This window comes from Kribbella pittospori (genome assembly GCF_004331465.1).
Classification (GTDB): Bacteria; Actinomycetota; Actinomycetes; order Propionibacteriales; family Kribbellaceae; genus Kribbella; species Kribbella pittospori.
This window is the reverse complement of sequence record NZ_SJKB01000011.1, coordinates 43,786-60,156: the sequence shown is the minus strand read 5'-3', so window position 1 is coordinate 60,156 and position 16,371 is coordinate 43,786. Positions and strand designations below refer to the sequence as shown.

The 16,371-nt window shown below is 69.1% G+C and carries 13 protein-coding genes; 9 read left to right on the top strand and 4 right to left on the bottom strand.

Features of this window, described 5'->3' with window-relative positions:
* The first annotated feature begins 7 nt into the window (after nucleotides 1–7).
* The 4 genes from E0H73_RS31125 to E0H73_RS31110 all read left to right on the top strand — a co-directional run bounded on the left by E0H73_RS31125 (nucleotide 8) and on the right by E0H73_RS31110 (nucleotide 5,365).
* On the top strand, nucleotides 8–1,909 hold the full coding sequence (locus E0H73_RS31125; protein WP_131362298.1) for an acetyl/propionyl/methylcrotonyl-CoA carboxylase subunit alpha: 1,902 nt from the start codon (nucleotides 8–10) through the stop codon (nucleotides 1,907–1,909).
* Nucleotides 1,910–1,985: 76 nt separating this feature from the next.
* A complete protein-coding gene (locus tag E0H73_RS31120; RefSeq protein ID WP_131362296.1) occupies nucleotides 1,986–3,143 on the top strand; it encodes an acyl-CoA dehydrogenase family protein in 1,158 nt (385 codons plus the stop codon).
* Nucleotides 3,144–3,192: 49 nt separating this feature from the next.
* Nucleotides 3,193–4,761 (top strand): AMP-binding protein, encoded by a 1,569-nt coding sequence (locus E0H73_RS31115; protein ID WP_131362294.1) that lies wholly within the window; start codon nucleotides 3,193–3,195, stop codon nucleotides 4,759–4,761.
* Nucleotides 4,754–5,365, top strand: coding sequence for a TetR/AcrR family transcriptional regulator (locus E0H73_RS31110; protein ID WP_131511616.1), 612 nt, complete (start codon nucleotides 4,754–4,756; stop codon nucleotides 5,363–5,365). The genes E0H73_RS31115 and E0H73_RS31110 overlap by 8 nt, the downstream gene beginning before the upstream one ends.
* Here the strand turns inward: E0H73_RS31110 and E0H73_RS31105 are convergent.
* On the bottom strand, nucleotides 5,338–6,072 hold the full coding sequence (locus tag E0H73_RS31105; RefSeq protein ID WP_131362292.1) for an AraC family transcriptional regulator: 735 nt from the start codon (nucleotides 6,070–6,072) through the stop codon (nucleotides 5,338–5,340). The genes E0H73_RS31110 and E0H73_RS31105 overlap by 28 nt on opposite strands.
* 55 nt (nucleotides 6,073–6,127) lie before the next feature.
* Here E0H73_RS31105 and E0H73_RS31100 point away from each other — a divergent pair, with 55 nt between their 5' ends.
* Nucleotides 6,128–7,261 (top strand): MFS transporter, encoded by a 1,134-nt coding sequence (locus E0H73_RS31100; RefSeq protein ID WP_238164389.1) that lies wholly within the window; start codon nucleotides 6,128–6,130, stop codon nucleotides 7,259–7,261.
* Here the strand turns inward: E0H73_RS31100 and E0H73_RS31095 are convergent.
* The gene (locus tag E0H73_RS31095) at nucleotides 7,251–9,509 is read right to left on the bottom strand and encodes an NACHT domain-containing protein (RefSeq protein WP_238164388.1); all 2,259 of its coding nucleotides are present in this window, start codon (nucleotides 9,507–9,509) and stop codon (nucleotides 7,251–7,253) included. The genes E0H73_RS31100 and E0H73_RS31095 overlap by 11 nt on opposite strands.
* A gap of 110 nt (nucleotides 9,510–9,619) precedes the next feature.
* Between E0H73_RS31095 and E0H73_RS31090 the strand changes: the two genes are divergently transcribed.
* Nucleotides 9,620–11,071, top strand: a complete 1,452-nt coding sequence (locus E0H73_RS31090; protein ID WP_131362290.1) for an MDR family MFS transporter — start codon at nucleotides 9,620–9,622, stop codon at nucleotides 11,069–11,071.
* Nucleotides 11,072–11,223: 152 nt separating this feature from the next.
* Here the strand turns inward: E0H73_RS31090 and E0H73_RS31085 are convergent, their stop codons facing one another.
* Nucleotides 11,224–12,600 carry a sulfatase family protein gene (locus E0H73_RS31085; RefSeq protein ID WP_238164407.1) on the bottom strand — a complete coding sequence of 459 codons (1,377 nt, stop codon included), beginning with the start codon at nucleotides 12,598–12,600 and terminating at the stop codon, nucleotides 11,224–11,226.
* Nucleotides 12,601–12,699: 99 nt separating this feature from the next.
* On the opposite strand from E0H73_RS31085, the gene E0H73_RS31080 reads away from it, so the two are divergent.
* On the top strand, nucleotides 12,700–13,716 hold the full coding sequence (locus E0H73_RS31080; protein ID WP_131362286.1) for a GNAT family N-acetyltransferase: 1,017 nt from the start codon (nucleotides 12,700–12,702) through the stop codon (nucleotides 13,714–13,716).
* Between the two features lie 389 nt (nucleotides 13,717–14,105).
* On the opposite strand, the gene E0H73_RS46085 is transcribed toward E0H73_RS31080, so the two are convergent.
* A complete protein-coding gene (locus tag E0H73_RS46085) occupies nucleotides 14,106–14,279 on the bottom strand; it encodes a hypothetical protein (RefSeq protein ID WP_165555895.1) in 174 nt (57 codons plus the stop codon).
* A gap of 229 nt (nucleotides 14,280–14,508) precedes the next feature.
* Here E0H73_RS46085 and E0H73_RS31075 point away from each other — a divergent pair, with 229 nt between their 5' ends.
* Together E0H73_RS31075 and E0H73_RS31070 are read left to right on the top strand one after the other, a co-directional pair.
* The gene (locus E0H73_RS31075) at nucleotides 14,509–15,804 is read left to right on the top strand and encodes an NsdA family TPR-like regulatory protein (protein WP_131362284.1); all 1,296 of its coding nucleotides are present in this window, start codon (nucleotides 14,509–14,511) and stop codon (nucleotides 15,802–15,804) included.
* Nucleotides 15,805–15,812: 8 nt separating this feature from the next.
* Nucleotides 15,813–16,346: a GNAT family N-acetyltransferase gene (locus E0H73_RS31070; protein WP_131362282.1), complete on the top strand. Its 534-nt coding sequence runs from the start codon at nucleotides 15,813–15,815 to the stop codon at nucleotides 16,344–16,346.
* Nucleotides 16,347–16,371: the final 25 nt, after the last annotated feature.

The window sequence follows — 16,371 nt, the reverse complement described above, 5'->3', positions numbered from 1 at the left end:
GGGGCACATGCTGACAAGTGTTCTGGTGGCGAACCGCGGCGAGATCGCGCGGCGGATCTTCCGGACGGCGCGGTCGCTCGGTCTGTCGACGGTCGCGGTGCATTCGACCGCCGATGCCGGGATGCCGTTTGTGGGTGAGGCGGATGCGGCGGTGCATCTGCCGGGGAACGCGCCTGCTGACACCTACCTCCGTGGTGAGTTGGTGATCGAGGCGGCGTTGAAGGCGGGGGCGGATGCGGTGCATCCGGGGTACGGGTTCCTGTCGGAGAACGCCGGGTTCGCGCGGGCGGTGATCGATGCCGGGTTGACCTGGATCGGGCCGCCGGTGGACGCGATCTCGTCGATGGGCTCGAAGATCGAGGCGAAGAAGCTGATGGCGGCCGCCGGTGTGCCGGTGCTCGCCGAGCTGACCCCGGCCGAGGTGTCCGAAGGCGACTTGCCGGTGCTGGTGAAGGCATCGGCCGGCGGTGGTGGGCGTGGGATGCGGGTGGTCTCGCGGCTGGCGGATCTGCCGGCTGAGATCGAGGCTGCGTCGGCGGAGGCGCTGTCTGCGTTTGGTGACGGGACGGTGTTCTGCGAGCGGTACCTCGCGGCCGGGCGGCACATCGAGGTGCAGATCATGGCCGATCAGCACGGCACGATCTGGGCGGTCGGCGAACGCGAATGCTCCATCCAGCGCCGCCACCAGAAGGTCGTCGAGGAAGCCCCGTCGCCGTTGGTCTCAAGCATTCCGTCGATGCGGGGCGAGCTGTTCGACGCGGCGCGGAAGGCAGCGGCGGCCATCGGGTATGTCGGCGCGGGGACCGTCGAGTTCCTGGCGGACGAGGGTGGCGCGTTCTACTTCCTCGAGATGAACACGCGGCTCCAGGTCGAACATCCGGTCACCGAGGAGACCACGGGGTTGGACCTGGTGGAGCTGCAGTTCGCGGTCGCGTCAGGTGAGCGGCTGCCGGTGGATCCGCCTCCAACAGTCGGGCATGCGATCGAGGTGCGGTTGTATGCCGAGGACCCGGCGCAGGACTGGCAACCGCAGACCGGAGTGGTCCGGAAGTTCGAGGTGTCGCCGGACCTTCGGGTGGACTCCGGGGTTGAGGACGGTTCGGAGGTTTCGCCGTACTACGACGCGATGCTCGCGAAGGTGATTGCATCGGGCCCGGAGCGAACGACGGTGGCGCGGCGGTTGGCGGGGGAGCTGGCCCGGGCCACGATCCACGGCGTGCAGACGAACCGGGATCTGCTGGTGTGGGTTCTGCGGCACCCGGCGTTTCTTGCTGGGGAGACCGATACTGCGTTCTTCGAGAAGCATGGTGTTGGTGTCGCGGTCGGTGCGGAGGTGCTGCAGGCGTCGGCCTTGGCTGCTGCTTTGGCGGAGGCCGCCGGGCGGGTCGGGCCGGTGCGAGTGCCGAGTGGGTGGCGGAATGTGCCGTCGCAGCCGCAGCGGAAGGCCTATCGCGTTGGTGCTGCGACCGTTGAGGTCGGGTATCGGCTGACCCGGGACGGGTTGGTTGTCAACGGCAACATAGCGCTCGTGGACTCCGCGCCGGAGCGGGTGGTGCTGGAAGTTGACGGCGTACGTCGGGTCTTCCACGTAGGCACGTACGACGGGTTGGTGTGCGTGGACTCGCCGCTTGGGTCGGTGGCTCTTACACCGGTGGAGCGGTTCACGGATCCGTCGCAGCAGGTGGCACCGGGGTCGTTGGTGGCGCCGATGCCGGGGACGGTGATCCGCCTCGGCGTGCAGGTGGGTGACGAGGTGAAGCAAGGACAGCCGCTGCTGTGGTTGGAGGCGATGAAGATGGAGCACACCATCTCCGCGCCGGCCGACGGCGTACTCAGTGAACTCAGGGTCGAAGCAGGTCAACAGGTCGAGGTCGGCGCCGTATTGGCGGTCGTTGGGGAGGATGAGTGAGCGAGCGTAGCGAGGTCACCATCAAGCACAGTGTGTCTGGTGCCTCATCGGCGCCCGGAGCGAAGCGAGGACGTCGATGAGTTTCGTGGAATCCGAGGAACGCCAGGCGCTGCGCAAGGCGGTGGGCGAGCTCGGGAAGAAGTACGGCTACACCTGGTTCAACCAGCAGGCACGGACCGGCGGCCACACGACCGAGCTCTGGCTTGAGGCCGGCAAACTCGGCTACCTCGGGGTGAACCTGCCCGAGGAGTACGGCGGCGGAGGCGGCGGCATGGCCGACCTGTCGATCGTGCTGGAGGAACTCGGCGCGGCCGGGTCCCCACTGCTGATGATGGTCGTCTCGCCGTCGATCTGCGGCACTGTGATCTCCCGCTTCGGCACCGACGAGCAGAAGCAGCGCTGGCTGCCCGGCCTGGCCGACGGTACGACGATCATGGCGTTCGCGATCACCGAGCCGGACGCCGGATCGAACTCGCACCAGATCACCACGACCGCGCGCCGTACCGACGACGGCTGGTCGCTGTCCGGCCGGAAGGTCTTCATCTCCGGCCTGGACGTGGCGCAGGCCGTGCTCGTGGTCGGCCGCACCGAGGACGCGCGGACCGGCAAGCTGAAGCCGGCTCTGTTCATCGTCCCGGTCGACGCACCGGGCGTGGAGTTCCAGCAGATCGAGATGGATCTGATCAGCCCGGACAAGCAGTTCTCACTGTTCCTGGACGACGTACACCTGCCACGGGAGGCACTGGTCGGCGCCGAGGACGCGGCCCTGATGCAGCTGTTCGCCGGGCTCAATCCGGAGCGCATCATGGCGTCCGCGTTCGCGGTCGGGATCGCTCGGCACGCGCTCGGCAAGGCGACCGCGTACGTCAAGGAGCGCCAGGTCTGGAAGGCCCCGATCGGTGCCCACCAAGGGCTGGCGCATCCGCTCGCGCAGATCAAGATCGAGCTCGAACTGGCCCGGCTGATGATGCAGAAGGCGGCCGCGCTGTACGACGCCGGGGATGACCTGGGCGCAGGCGAGGCCGCGAACATGGCGAAGTACGCCGCCGGCGAAGTCGCGGTCCGCGCCACCGACCAAGCCGTCCAGTCGCTCGGCGGAAACGGCATGACGGTGGAGTACGGCGTCGCCTCGCTGGTCGCGGCCGCGCGCGCCACCCGGATCGCGCCGGTCAGCCGCGAGATGATCCTGAACTTCGTCGCCCAGCACTCGCTGGGACTACCCAAGTCCTACTGAGGTCCGCCACAGTCTGATCACCCACCGGGCCAGGAGAGGATCCCCGCCGATGATCATCACGAGCCAGTTCCCACCCGTCGAGGTCCTCGACGTACCCATCCACGACGCCGTCCTCGGCCGGGCCCAGGAGTACGGCGATCGGCCGGCGATGGTCGACGGCGTCACCGGCAAGGAGCTCAGCTACGCGCAGCTGGACGGGATGACCCGCCGGGTCGCGGCCGGTCTCGCCGAGCTCGGCGTCCGGCACGGCGACGTGATCGCGCTCTACAGCCCGAACACGATCCTCTACCCGGTCGTCTTCTACGGCGCCACTCGCGCCGGAGCGACTGTCACCACAGTCAACGCGCTCTACACAGCCGACGAGCTGCACAAGCAACTGGTCGACTCGAAGGCGAAGCTGCTGGTGACGATCTCGCTGTTCCTGCCGGTCGCGACCGCGGCGATCGAGGGCACCGATGTCGGCGAGATCTTCGTCTGCGACAGCGCCGAGGGGTACCGCTCGGTGATGGAGCTGCTCGCGTCGACCGGACCGGAGCCGGAGGTGACCATCGATCCGGCGAACGACGTCGCCGTCCTGCCGTACTCGAGCGGGACGACGGGCGTGGCCAAGGGCGTGATGCTGACGCACCGCAACATCGCCACCAACATCGCGCAGGCCGAGCCGATGATCACGCTCGGGGAGGACGAGCGGATCATCGCGATCCTGCCGTTCTTCCATATCTACGGCCTGTCGGTGCTCATGAACCTGCCGCTGCGGCTCGGCGCGACCGTGGTGGTGCTGCCGAAGTTCGACCTGCAGCAGTTCCTGACCACCCTCGACCAGCACCGGATCACGCGGGCGTTCGTGGCTCCGCCGGTCGTGCTGGCGCTGGCGAAACACCCGGCGGTCGACGGCGTCGATCTGTCCGCGCTGAAGCACGTGACGTCAGCGGCTGCACCTCTGGACGGCGAGCTGGCCGAGGCCTGCGCGAAGCGGCTCGGATTGCATGCGGTGCTGCAGGCGTACGGCATGACCGAGCTGTCACCGGGAACGCACGCCGTACCGCAGGACGACCCGGAGCCGCCGCCCGGTGCCGTCGGCAAGCTCTTCCCGTCCACCGAGATGCGACTGGTCGGTGCCGACGGCAACGATGTGGGCGATGCCGAGACCGGCGAGATCTGGATCCGCGGACCGCAGGTGATGAAGGGGTACCTGGGCCGCCTGGCGGAGACCGACGCGACCGTGGACCAGGACGGCTGGCTGCACACCGGCGACATCGGCCGGATGGACGCGCGCGGCTACCTGTACGTCGTCGACCGGGTGAAGGAACTGATCAAGTACCACGGCTACCAGGTGCCGCCGGCCGAACTGGAGGCCGTGCTGCTCACCGACGACCGGATCGCGGACGCGGCGGTGATCGGCGTCCAGGCCGACGGCAACGAAGTGCCGAAGGCCTTCGTGGTGCCGATGCCCGGCGTCGAACTGACCGCCGACGAAGTGATCGAGTACGTCGCCGCCCGGGTGGCGCCGTACAAGAAGATCCGGCAGGTGGAGTTCATCGACGCGGTGCCGAAGGCGGCGTCGGGCAAGATCCTGCGGCGTGAACTGCGGGCGCGCGAGGCTGCTGCCCGTGAGTGAAGTGCTGAAGGCACCCCAGCAGGACCGCAGCCGGGCCACCCGGCAGCGGTTGCTCGAGGCGGCCGTCGAGTCGCTCGCCGAGGTCGGGTACGCCGCGACGACGGTGAGCGTCGTGGCCACCCGGGCCGGGGTGTCGCGGGGTGCCGCCCAGCACCACTTCCCGACGCGGGCGGACCTGTTCGAGGCGGCCGTCGAGTACATGACCGAGGTGCGGCTGGCGGAGATCAAGGCGCAGGCGGCCGCATTGCCCAGCGGCCCGGCGCGGACCGAGGCGATCGTCGGGATGCTGGCGGACGTCTACACCGGACCACTGTTCCGGGCCGCGCTGCATCTGTGGGTGGCCGCGTCGACGGAGGCCGCGCTGCGGACGCAGATCGTCCGGCTGGAAGCACACGTGGGACGCCAAGCCCACCGGGCTTTGCTGGAAGTGCTGGAGGTGAGTGAACGGACTCCCGGCGTACGCGAGACCGTGCAGGGCGTGCTGGACATGGCCCGCGGGCTGGGACTCGCCGACCTGCTCACAGACGACAGCGCACGCCGCAAGGGGATCGTCCGGCAGTGGAGCCGCATCCTCGATCAGGCTCTGCGCGCTCCTGGGGTGTGACCGAACGCCGCCCGGAACGTGTCGATAAAGGCACTCGTCGACGCCCAGCCGCACTGATGCGCGACCCGCGTCACCGAGTCGCCCGTGGCCAGCAGCCGGAGCGCAAGGTGCAGCCGGAGCTGCGTCCGCCACTGCGGGAAGGTCATGCCGAGGTCCGTCCTGCACAACCGGCTGAGAGTCCGCTCACTCGCGCCGACTTCCCGGCCGAGCTCGGTGAGCGTTCTGGCGTCCGCAGGATCAGCACGCAGGAGGTCGCAGACGGCGGCCAGCCGTGCGTCCTTGGGTGTCGGCAGGTACGTAGGACGCTGGGGCGATCGCCTCAGCTGATCGAGCAGTACCAGGTGGAGCCGCCGCCGTTCGTCCGCGTCCACCTCTTCCTCTGACGTGTAGGTGAGGAGCAGTTCCCGCAGGAGTGGGCTCACGACGAGGGCTGAAGGTGCGCCGAGGCCCAGTGGGTTCTCCTCGAGTCCCACGGTGTGCAGCGCGGTTTCGCCGTACGCGCGGTGCTCGTGCAGGGTGCCGGCCGGAACCCAGATCGCTCGGGTCGCCGGCACGATCCAGCTGCCTGCATCCGTGGTCACCGACAGGACGCCGCGGCCGGCGTACACGATCTGGTTCCGGTCGTGCCAGTGCGCCTCGATCGCACCGCCGGCCGGGATCGGCCGGATTCCGGTGTTCGCGGGACGGAGCTGGCGGATTTCCGGCATAGGTTGGCATTTTATCGGAAGCCGGACAGCCGCCTCGGCGACAACGATCGACGGTGTGCTGAGACTTCGACCGATCGGACTGATGGCGATCGGGCACGCGTGCGTGGATGTGTACCAGGGCGCCGTACCGGCGCTGGTGCCGTTCCTGGTCGCCGAGCGCGGGCTCGGGTACGTCGCGGTGTCCGGGATCACGCTGGCCGCGACGCTGCTGTCCTCGGTGGTGCAGCCGGTGTTCGGCGTACTGACCGATCGGCGGCCGCTGGCCTGGCTGATCCCGGTCGCGATGACGACGGCGGGACTCGGGATCGCGCTGGTCGGCGTCGGCGAGACGTATCTGCTGAGCTGGCTGGCGGCCGCGCTGTCCGGGCTCGGCGTCGCCGCCTATCACCCGGAGGCGGCGCGGATGGCGCGCGCGGTGAGCGGCGGCAGCCACGTCGGGATGAGTTGGTTCTCGGTCGGCGGGAACGTCGGATTCGCGCTGGCGCCGGTGTTGGTCACGCCGATCATGGCGGCTGGCGGATTGTCGCTGACACCGCTGCTCGTCGTACCGGCGCTGGTCGGTGCGGTGATCACCAGGCTGGCTGTGCGCTCCGCACGCTTGGTTGCTGGAGGCAACCGGCTGGATCGGGCCGGGAATGACGACTGGCCGTCGTTCCTGCGGCTGTCGGCGATCATGATCTGCCGCTCGATCGTGTTCGTCGGCCTCGGCACCTTCATCGCCCTGTACGCCGGTCAGCGGGTCGGCGGTGGCACGACGACCGGTGGGGCGGCGTTGTTCGTGCTGTTCGCGGCCGGCGCCCTCGGCACCCTGCTAGGCGGCCGGTTCGCCACCCGCTACGGGCGGGTCCGGACGATGCGGACGTCGTACGCCGTCGCCGTACCGGCCATCGCGGCGCTGGTGTTCGTGCCCGGTCCGGCGTTCTTCGGCTTCCTCGCGCTGACCGCGATCGCGATGTCGATCCCGTTCTCGCTGCACGTCACCCTCGGCCAGGACTTCCTTCCGGGCCGGGTCGGCACCGCGGGCGGCATGACCCTCGGTCTCGCGGTCAGCATCGGCGGGGTCGCCACTCCGGTTCTTGGCACGATCGCCGAACACACCTCGCTGCGCGTCGCGCTCAGCCCGCTGATCGCGCTGGTTCTGACCGGCTGCCTGATGGGCTTCGCGCTGAACGAACCCGCTACCGGGTAGCCGCCGTGGTCGCCCGCTGGGCGATCCGGCGGTCGACCTTCTCGGCCAGGTGGTTGGGGGAGCACTCGGCCAGGTGGTCGCGGACGAGCAGGTGGATGAAGGAGTACTCGCCGCGTCCGGTGCGGGCAAGCACGTACCGGTCGGCGGCGTACCGGAGGAAGGCGCGGCGGCGCCACGGGAGGTAGCCGGTCCAGCGGAGCAGGAAGTCGTGCAGCAGGCGGGAGAGCGGTCCGGCGAACAGCGGTGGCCGACGCCGCCAAGCTTTCGCGGCGACAGCGCCGGTGATCACACCGGCCACCGCTTCGAGGTCAGGGGAAGTCAGATCGGCGCCGAGTGCCACGGCCAGCAGGAATCCGGCGGCTGCACCGCCCAGCACCCACGAATCCATCCACCAACCATGTCCAGCGGGCTGCTGGACCACGTGGTCGGTCGGTAGCGACTTGACCATCCGGATGCCTTGCGCGACGAGTAGTCCGATTGCCAGACCGGTGGCGAAGCTGTCGGGCCGATCACCGATGCTGAGCGTCAGCCCGCCGGCCGCTACCACCACAGCGAGCCGGACTCCGAGCAGCAACCGCCGCCGGTTGCTGTGAGAGACGACCTGCTCGACGACGTACGACGCTGCGATCGCAGCCGCCTCGACACCGAGCACCAGCCACACCGGGAGGAACTCGACCAGTCCCATCACGGCGACGGTCACAACGACCGTGCACGCCGTACTCAGGACAAGCGTGAGCGCGAGCAGTGGCGTCCGCTGCGGCTTGGGCTCTTCGGTCATGAGGGCCTGCCACGGGTGCGGCTTGATATGCACGAGCAGCAATGCCGCTCCGGCCAGGGCCAGTCCGGCGAGTACGCCGTACTGCGCGAGCGTCACGAGGATCGCGCCCGCGGCGAGCCCGGCGAAGATGCCGGGCAGGCTGACCGCGTGGGCCAGGTAGTCCACCTCTGGCAGGGACAGGCCGTACCAGCCGTTGGGGAACAGCCACCGCGGTACGGCGGTCCGGTCGCCGGCGCGGCTGCGGGTCCACCACGCCAGGCACCAGAGCGAGCGGACGGCCGTCCTGGAGTCGTACTGGCGGCTGGTGGAGCGGTGTCGGGCCAGGACCTCGCTGATGTAGGTGTCGAACAGTTCGCGCCGCAGGTCCGCGACACCGCTGGCGACGACCTCCTCCGGCACGCGGCCGTGGTACGCGAGGATCATCACGTTCAGCATCAGTGGTGAGTTGACCAGGTCCCACAGTTCGTCGTCCTGCTCGATCGCCGCGCGCGCACCGTCCAGGTCCGGACCGACGGCGGCGAAGTAGTCGAGCACCTGCTGCCGGGTGAGTGGCCTGATGTGCACAGCGCCGTGCAGGCTCAGCTGGTCGGGAAGCAGCTCGTAGTCCTGGGTGCGGCAGGTGATGGCGAGCCTGCCGATCAGGTAGCGGCGGCGGAACTCCTCGATGACCGGTGCGAGCTTGGCGCGGCTCGGTTTGGCGATCTCGTCGAGGCCGTCGAGCAGGAGTGCCAGGCGACCACGGCGCAACCAGGTGCGTCCGACGGCGGCCGGGATGCCGTAGCGGTTGTCGAGCTCGCCCAGCAGCCAGCGGACGAAGCCGGCCAGGAGTGGGCTGTCCTGTGGCTCGTCGTCGTCCTTCCGCGACGGCTGCGCGGTCCAGCCGGCCAGGTCGATCAACACCGGGATCGGCTTGCTCTCGTCCGCGTGGGCCTGCTCGGCGAGGGCGCGGGCGAGCTCAAGTAGCAGAGTGGTCTTGCCTGCACCCGGTGCGCCCAGGATCAGCATCGAGTCCTGCAGTTGGTCGAACACCGTGGCGATGTCGGTGTCATCGGAGACCGGTCGGGGCGAGCTGTCGAGTGGCTGGACCAACAGGTCGTACGGGCGGATGACGGCTTCGGGACGCTCCTCGAGCGCCAGCGCGATGCGGGTGCGAGAGGCGAGTGACCCGGCCACACGCTGGGACAGGTAGCGGTCGACGCGAGCCAGTGCGTTGGGCCGATTGCGCGGATGGCCGGCGGAGCGGCCGGAGACGGTGGGCAGCCGACGGCTGCGGAACTCGAACAGTGCGGTCACGATCGCGACCAGCCAGAGCGCACCGATCACCGGCCAGGTCCAATCCGCGTACGGCGCGAGGAAGCCAGGAGCAGTGCCACCGGTGCCGACGTTGATCGCGATCGGCAGCAGTACGAGCGTGAGCGACACGGTCACCACGAGCACGACGGCACGCAGCATCCCATCCCGAATCCTCACCCCCCGGAGCGTAGCCGCGCATTAGCCGACCGTGCCTGGCCTAGCGTGCGTCCACCTGACGATCCGGGGCTGCGGGAATCGTTGTCCCGGCAGCTAGATTGACCTTTGTCATGACTACTGAGCGGATCGACCGGGCGAGTGTGGGCCTTCGGTCGGAGCGGGGACCGATCCTGCTCGCGGTGATGCTGAGCGTCGGGCTGGTGGCGATCGACGCGACCATCCTGGCCACGGCCGTTCCGTCGGTGGTCGACGACCTCGGCGGGTTCACCCAGTTCCCCTGGCTGTTCTCCATCTATCTGCTGGCCCAGGCCGTCTCGGTGCCGATCTACGGCAAGCTCGCCGACCTGCGCGGCCGCAAGCCGATCATGCTGGTCGGCGTCGGGCTGTTCCTGCTCGGCTCGGTGCTGTGCGGGTTCGCCTGGAGCATGCCGGCGCTGATCGCGTTCCGGCTGATCCAGGGTCTCGGCGCGGGCGCGATCCAGCCGATCGGGATGACGATCGTCGGCGACATCTACACGGTGGCGGAGCGGGCCAAGGTCCAGGGCTACCTGGCCAGCGTGTGGGGCATCTCGTCGTTCGTCGGCCCGACCCTCGGCGGCGTGTTCTCCGACTTCATCTCGTGGCGCTGGATCTTCTTCGTGAACATCCCGCTCGGCATCGCCGCCGCTTGGGCGTTGGTCCGTCGCTTCCACGAGAACGCCGTACCGAAGACGAGCCACCGGATCGACTACGCCGGTGCGGTGCTGCTGGCGATCGGCGGCTCAATGCTGTTGCTCGGCCTGCTCGAGGGCGGAGTGATGTGGTCCTGGGATTCGAGCGCGAGTATCGCGATCCTCGCCGGGGCGGTCGCCCTGCTGACCGCATTCGTCGTGGTCGAGCGTCGCGCGGCCGAGCCGGTGCTCCCGTTATGGGTGCTCAGCCGGCGCGTCCTGAACTCGGCCAACTCGGCGGCCCTGCTGATCGGCGTGCTGATGATCGGCCTGTCGACGTACGTGCCGCTCTTCGCCCAGAGCGTGCTGGGTACGTCGGCTCTGGTCGCCGGGTTCGCGTTGGCCGCTATGACGTTGGGCTGGCCGATCGCTGCCTCGGTGGCCGGGCGGATCTACCTGCGACTCGGGTTCCGTACGACGATGCTGTTCGGCGCGTGCATCGTCGTCGTTGGCGCCGGGCTGCTGCTCACGGTCGGGCCTGAGAGTTCCGTGCTGCACCTGGCCGGTGCGTGCTTCGTCATCGGCATCGGACTCGGCTTCTCGGCGTCGCCGTCGGTCGTGGCTGCGCAGTCGTCGGTCGAGTGGCAGACGCGTGGCGTGGTGACGGGCGCGAACATGTTCGCCCGATCGGTCGGCAGCGCGATCGGAGTGGCCGCCTTCGGTGCCGTGGCCAACGGTGTGGTCGCTGCACGTCTTGGCGACGACCACGCCGACCTGGAGACACTGCCCGGCGAGGTCCTGGCCCCGGCCATCCACGACGTCTACTACGGCGCCGCGGGTGCTGCCGTCCTACTCGTCGCTGCCGTTCTCTTCATGCCGAACCGGATCCCCGAGCAGCCCAACCGGGTCTAGGGGCGTGTCTGACGGTCCCGCGCCGTAGCGAGCAGGTGCTCGGTGCGGTGCATCGGCGTGCTGGAGCGAAGGCCTCGATGTGGTTCCATCGTGGCCTTTGCTCCAGTGCGGCGAGGTGCCGTGCCGAGCACCGCGCAGTAGGCGGGGGACCGTCAGACAGGCCCTCGTCCTACCTCGGTGCGCCAGGTGGCGTGCAGTGCTTGGAGACGTTGGGCGATCTCGGGCTCCTCGGTCATGCGGTTGTGTTGCTCGCTTAGGTCGGCGGCGAGGTTGGTCAGCTGCCAGCCGGAACCCATGGGGGCGTGCTCGTACTCGCTGAGGTGCGCGACGGATGGGCTGTCGCTGTCGACCCAGCTGAGTTTCCAGTCGCCGGATCGCACGGCCCACTGGAAGCCGCAGTCCCAGTGCAGGGCGGTGTGGGCGGACTGGGTCTCGCCGGTGAGCACCGGCAGCAGGTCGACGCCGTCCGACTCGGCCTGACCACCTGCCGCCGCGACCAGGGTGGGCACGAGGTCCAGCGTGCTGACCAGTGCGTCCGTCTGCTGTGCGGCCGGCAACTGCTCCGGCCAGCGCCACAGCATCGGGACCCGGATGCCGCCTTCCCAGACCGTGTACTTCGTCCCGCGCAGTGGAGTGTTGTCGGCGAAGTTGCAGGTCGATCCACCGTTGTCGGTGGTGTAGACGACCAGAGTGTTGTCCGCCTGACCGGTGGCGTCGAGCAGGTCGAGCAGCTTGCCGATCTCGGCGTCCATCAGTTCGAGCTGCGCCAGGTAGTACTCGCGCCCGTGCGGGAGGTTCGGCACGATCACGTCGTCGTACCACTCGGTGTAGGTGCGGCCGGAGTCAGGCTTCCAGTCGTTGTACTCCGGCAGACCACGGCGGGCGAGTTCGTCGGCGGGCAGTTGCCAGCAGAAGTTGTGCACCGCGTTGAAGGCGAGCATGCAGAAGTACGGGCGTTCGTCCTCGGTCTCGATGAACTCCGCGGCGCGGCGGCCGAGCTCGCTGGTCAGGAAGCCCTCGTGCTCGACCGGTTCGTCACCGGACAGCAGTGGCTGCACCGCCATGTACTTGGCGGCATCGGCGCCGTACTCGCTCTGGGACTGCTCGGAGTGGTGCAGATAGTTGAGCCGACCGAGCGACTGTCCGGCCAGGCCGTACAGCGTCTCCTCGAAGCCGTGCTGTGGTGGGCAGGCCCGGTCCCCGACATTCTCGCCGCCGTAGTGGACCTTGCCGAAGTACCCGGTCCGATAGCCGCGCTCCTGCAGCAGCTCAGCCAGACTCGGTACGTCGTCCGGCGCGAAGGAGGCCGAGTCGAACCACTGACCACCCCACCGCTGCTGGTACCGCCCCGAAATGATCCCGGCCCGCGACGGACTACAGATCGGCGCAGTCACATAGGCACTGGAGCAACTCACTCCACCACGAGCCAGCCGATCCAGCCCCGGCGTCCGCACCTCAGAATGCACCCCCCGCGCACTCCGATCCGCATACCCATGATCATCCGACACGATCAACAAGATGTTCGGCACCGACGTCACGCCTCAGCACTCTGCCACACCTTGCGGCGCGTGCACTGGCACCGGTTATCTCTGATGCGGGTCGTCGCCGCGCGGGTCTAGGTTGGGGGAATGCGTGCGGTCGACTGTGTCGGTGCCTTGATCCGGGACGAGCAGCAGCGTGTCTACGTGCAGCGGCGTACGGCGGAGCGGCGGTTGCTGCCGGGGATCTGGGACATCGTCGGCGGGCACCTGGAGGCGGGCGAGACACCGGAGCAAGCGCTGGCGCGGGAGGTCGAGGAGGAGACCGGCTGGAAGGTCCGCGACATCCTCTGGACCGTCGCCGACTGGGAATGGGAGCACGAGGGCCGAGTACGGCGTGAGCTCGACTACCTGATCACGGTCGACGGGGACCTGAGCCGGCCGCGACTCGAAGAGGGCAAGCACGACGCATCGGCCTGGGTCGGGCCGGACGACCTCGAACTGCTGATGGTCGGCCGCACCGACGGCGACCGGCGGCTGCGCGACATAGTGGCCCACGCGGTCCGGACCCGGTTCACCGAGCGCCTCCGGCTCGAACCGATGACCGCGCCGGGCGCCGTACTGCCCGGACATGCCGCGGACCTCGAGATTCTGCATGCCGATCCGTGGGTCGCCCAGTGGTTCGCCGGCACCTGGTCCGCCGAGGAGTCACTTGAGCGGGCCACCGGGATGCATGAGGCATGGGAGCGGGACGGCGTCAGCAAGTGGATGGCCTACGACCGGACGTCCGGTGCACTGGTCGGTCGGGGCGGGCTCTCGCGCCTGGGGGACTCCGAGCAGATGACCGCGCTCGTGGGGTCCGAGTGGGCGGCCGATCGGCTCGAACTCGGGTGGAGTCTGCTCACGGCGTACCGCGGCCAGGGCATCGCGACCGAGATCGGCCGGGCCGGACTGGACTTCGCGTTCCGCACGCTCGGTGGGAACTCGGTCGTCGCGTTCACCGAGCGGATCAACCGTGCGTCCCGGGCGGTGATGGAGCGGCTCGGGATGACCTACGTGGGTGAAGCCACCTACGAAGGGCTGGTCGAGGGCTCGGCCGAGGTCCAGCCGGACGCGCCGTTCGCGGTGTACATCACCGGACCCGAAGCGGACATCCACCGGTCATAGCCGCGGCCCGTGGAAAGGGCTCCGCTGTGTGATCGCCCAGGCGCGGCGGTCACACAGCGGAGCCGGCCACCTCAGGGGGTGGCTCTCGGTGAGGTGTCAAGAGCCACCGGTGTCCTACCGCCCAGGACACTCGGCCCAGCCTGGCCCGAGGTGTCGGCCAGGAGGTGGTTTGGAACGGCTGGGCGGCGGTGATACAGGGAGCTCAACCGCCAGGCCCAGCCGGGTTCGGGAGGGCGGTGTGGTCCGGAGCTGAGGAGTGCTCCGGACCACACCTGGGTTTCGTCCGGGACTGAGGAGTGTCTCGGACCTTCCAGCGCTGCCCCTGAGCGTGAGGAGCCCCCAGGGCGCAGCGAACCGGGTCTGAGGAGGACCCGGAAGGTCACGGTGTTTCAGTCGGTGCTGTCGTGCGGGCCGAGGACGTCGTTGGTGACTCGGAGACCGGCGAAACGGCGCCGCATCGCCTGCTCGTAGCGGGCCGCCAACGGCGCCTCCGCGACGTACTGAGCGATCACGTGCTCGCCGAACCAGACCCGAACTCGGCGCCGGTGCTGTCTCGACGTCATTTCCGCGATGGTCACTACTTCTCACCCCGTAACTCTGAGCCCTTGCAACCAGTTGGACTTACTGGTTGTCATGGCAGTAATGGTGCACGAGCCCAACGTGACCGCTCTAGGACCTGGACCGGACCTTTGCCGGACCTCTTCCGGACCTCTCGCGGACATCTGGGGGACCGCACCTTGTCGTGGGGCATCAGTCGAGACAACGTCTGATCTGACGTGAACGGGAGGAACGATGGCGGGGAGGTACACGCCAAAGACGGTCCTGGCGCACCTGATCCAGCGCCGGAACCAGACCTACTCCGAGATCGTCGCCGAGTTCGTCGAGCTGGGTGGAACCATCACCGAGCGGCACCTGCGGCGCCTCGCATCGGGCGAGCGCGCGGGTACCACTCCTCAGACCCGGCGCACCCTGCAACGCATGTTCGGAAAGCCGGTCGAGGAGCTCTTCTCGCCGCACGTTCCCGAACAGGCATCCCAGGTGGTGCCGGCACCTGCCGCGAGTGGACGGATCACGACAGGTAATGAGATGGAGGTTCTCGACATGGCTGCCAGCCGAGCGAGGGCGTTTGCCCTCGCGGCCCAGTCCGGTCTCGGAAGCGAGGCCATGGAACAGGTGTACGACGACGTGCGTCACGTCGCGAAGGCTTACCCGCAGCGTCCGCTGCCAGAAATCCTCGGCCAGCTGGTCGAGACGCAGGACCTGGTCTTCGCGCTGCTGGAGAGCAGGCAACGCCCGGAGCACCTGCGGCAGCTGTACTTCCTCGGCGGCGTGACCGGCGGTCTGCTCGCCAAGGCGTCCCACGACCTCGGCAACCCCCACGCCGCCCTGACCCAGGCGCGGACAGCCTTCCTGTGCGCCGACAACGCCGACCACCACGGCCTGCGCGCCTGGGTGCGCGGCCTGCAGTCGCTGGTCTCGTACTGGGCCGGCAACCCCCACGACTCGGTCCGGTACGCACAGCTCGGCGCCGGGTACGCCGAGCAGGCGAACAGCACCACCAGCGTCTGGCTCCCGGTGAGCGAGGCCCGCGCCTGGGCCGCGCTGGGTAACCCGGAGGCCACCCGCGCCGCGCTCGAGCGGGCCGAAGAGGCCTGGAACACGGTGCAGAACGACGACCTGGACGACATGGGTGGCCTGTGCACCTTCGGCCGCCACCGCCAGCTGTACTACGCGGCCGACGCGCTCGCGTGGCTGCCCGGCGAGGTCGAGCAGGCGTCGCGGTACTCGAGCCAGGCCGTCGACGCCTACACGGACCAGAACCACCCGGAGTGGGCCTTCGGCGACGCCGCGGGCAGCCAGGCCGCGATGGCGATCAACCGGATCGCCAGTGGCGAGCTCGATGGCGCGGCCGACGCCATCGCGCCGGTGCTGGGCCTGCCGACCGAGCGCCGGATCAACGGCGTGGTGCACTCGGCCCGCCGGGTCCACCAGGCGCTGCGGCAGTCCGGGCGTGCGGACGACGCCCGCGAGCTGCAGGAGGAGATCGAGATGTTCACCCGGACACCGATGCAGACGTTCCCCCGGTAGCCGCCCGGATGGATCCCCTGAGCGGCGACCTGACCACGCTGCGCGAATTCCGCCCCACCGATCTGGACGACTATCTGGCCGTTGCCGGCGACGACAGGGTGACCACCTGGATGGCCTTCGACAGCTACGACCGCGCCAAGGCCGCCTCGGCCCTGGCCGGCATCATCGAACGCTCGGCCCGGGAGGACCGGCCGGATCACATGCTCGCCGTCACCCGCCGGAACGACGACCGGGTGATCGGCTTCGCCCGGCTGGCGCCCAGCGGGCCGTGGGGAGCGAAGCTCGGCTACGCCATCCACGCCGACCACTGGGGTCACGGCTACGCCACCGACGCCTCCCGGGTGATGCTGCGGTTCGCGTTCTCCACCCAGGGCCGGCACCGGGTGACCGCCGCGATCGGCCCGGAGAACGAGGCCTCGATCGGAGTGGTGAAGCGCCTCGGCTTCACCTACGAGGGCCACCTCCGCGACCACGTCTTCACCAACGGCGCCTGGCGCGACTCCCTGCTCTACTCCCTGCTGGAGAACGAGTACGCCGACTGACGGGTTGGGGCCAGGGGGAGACTGA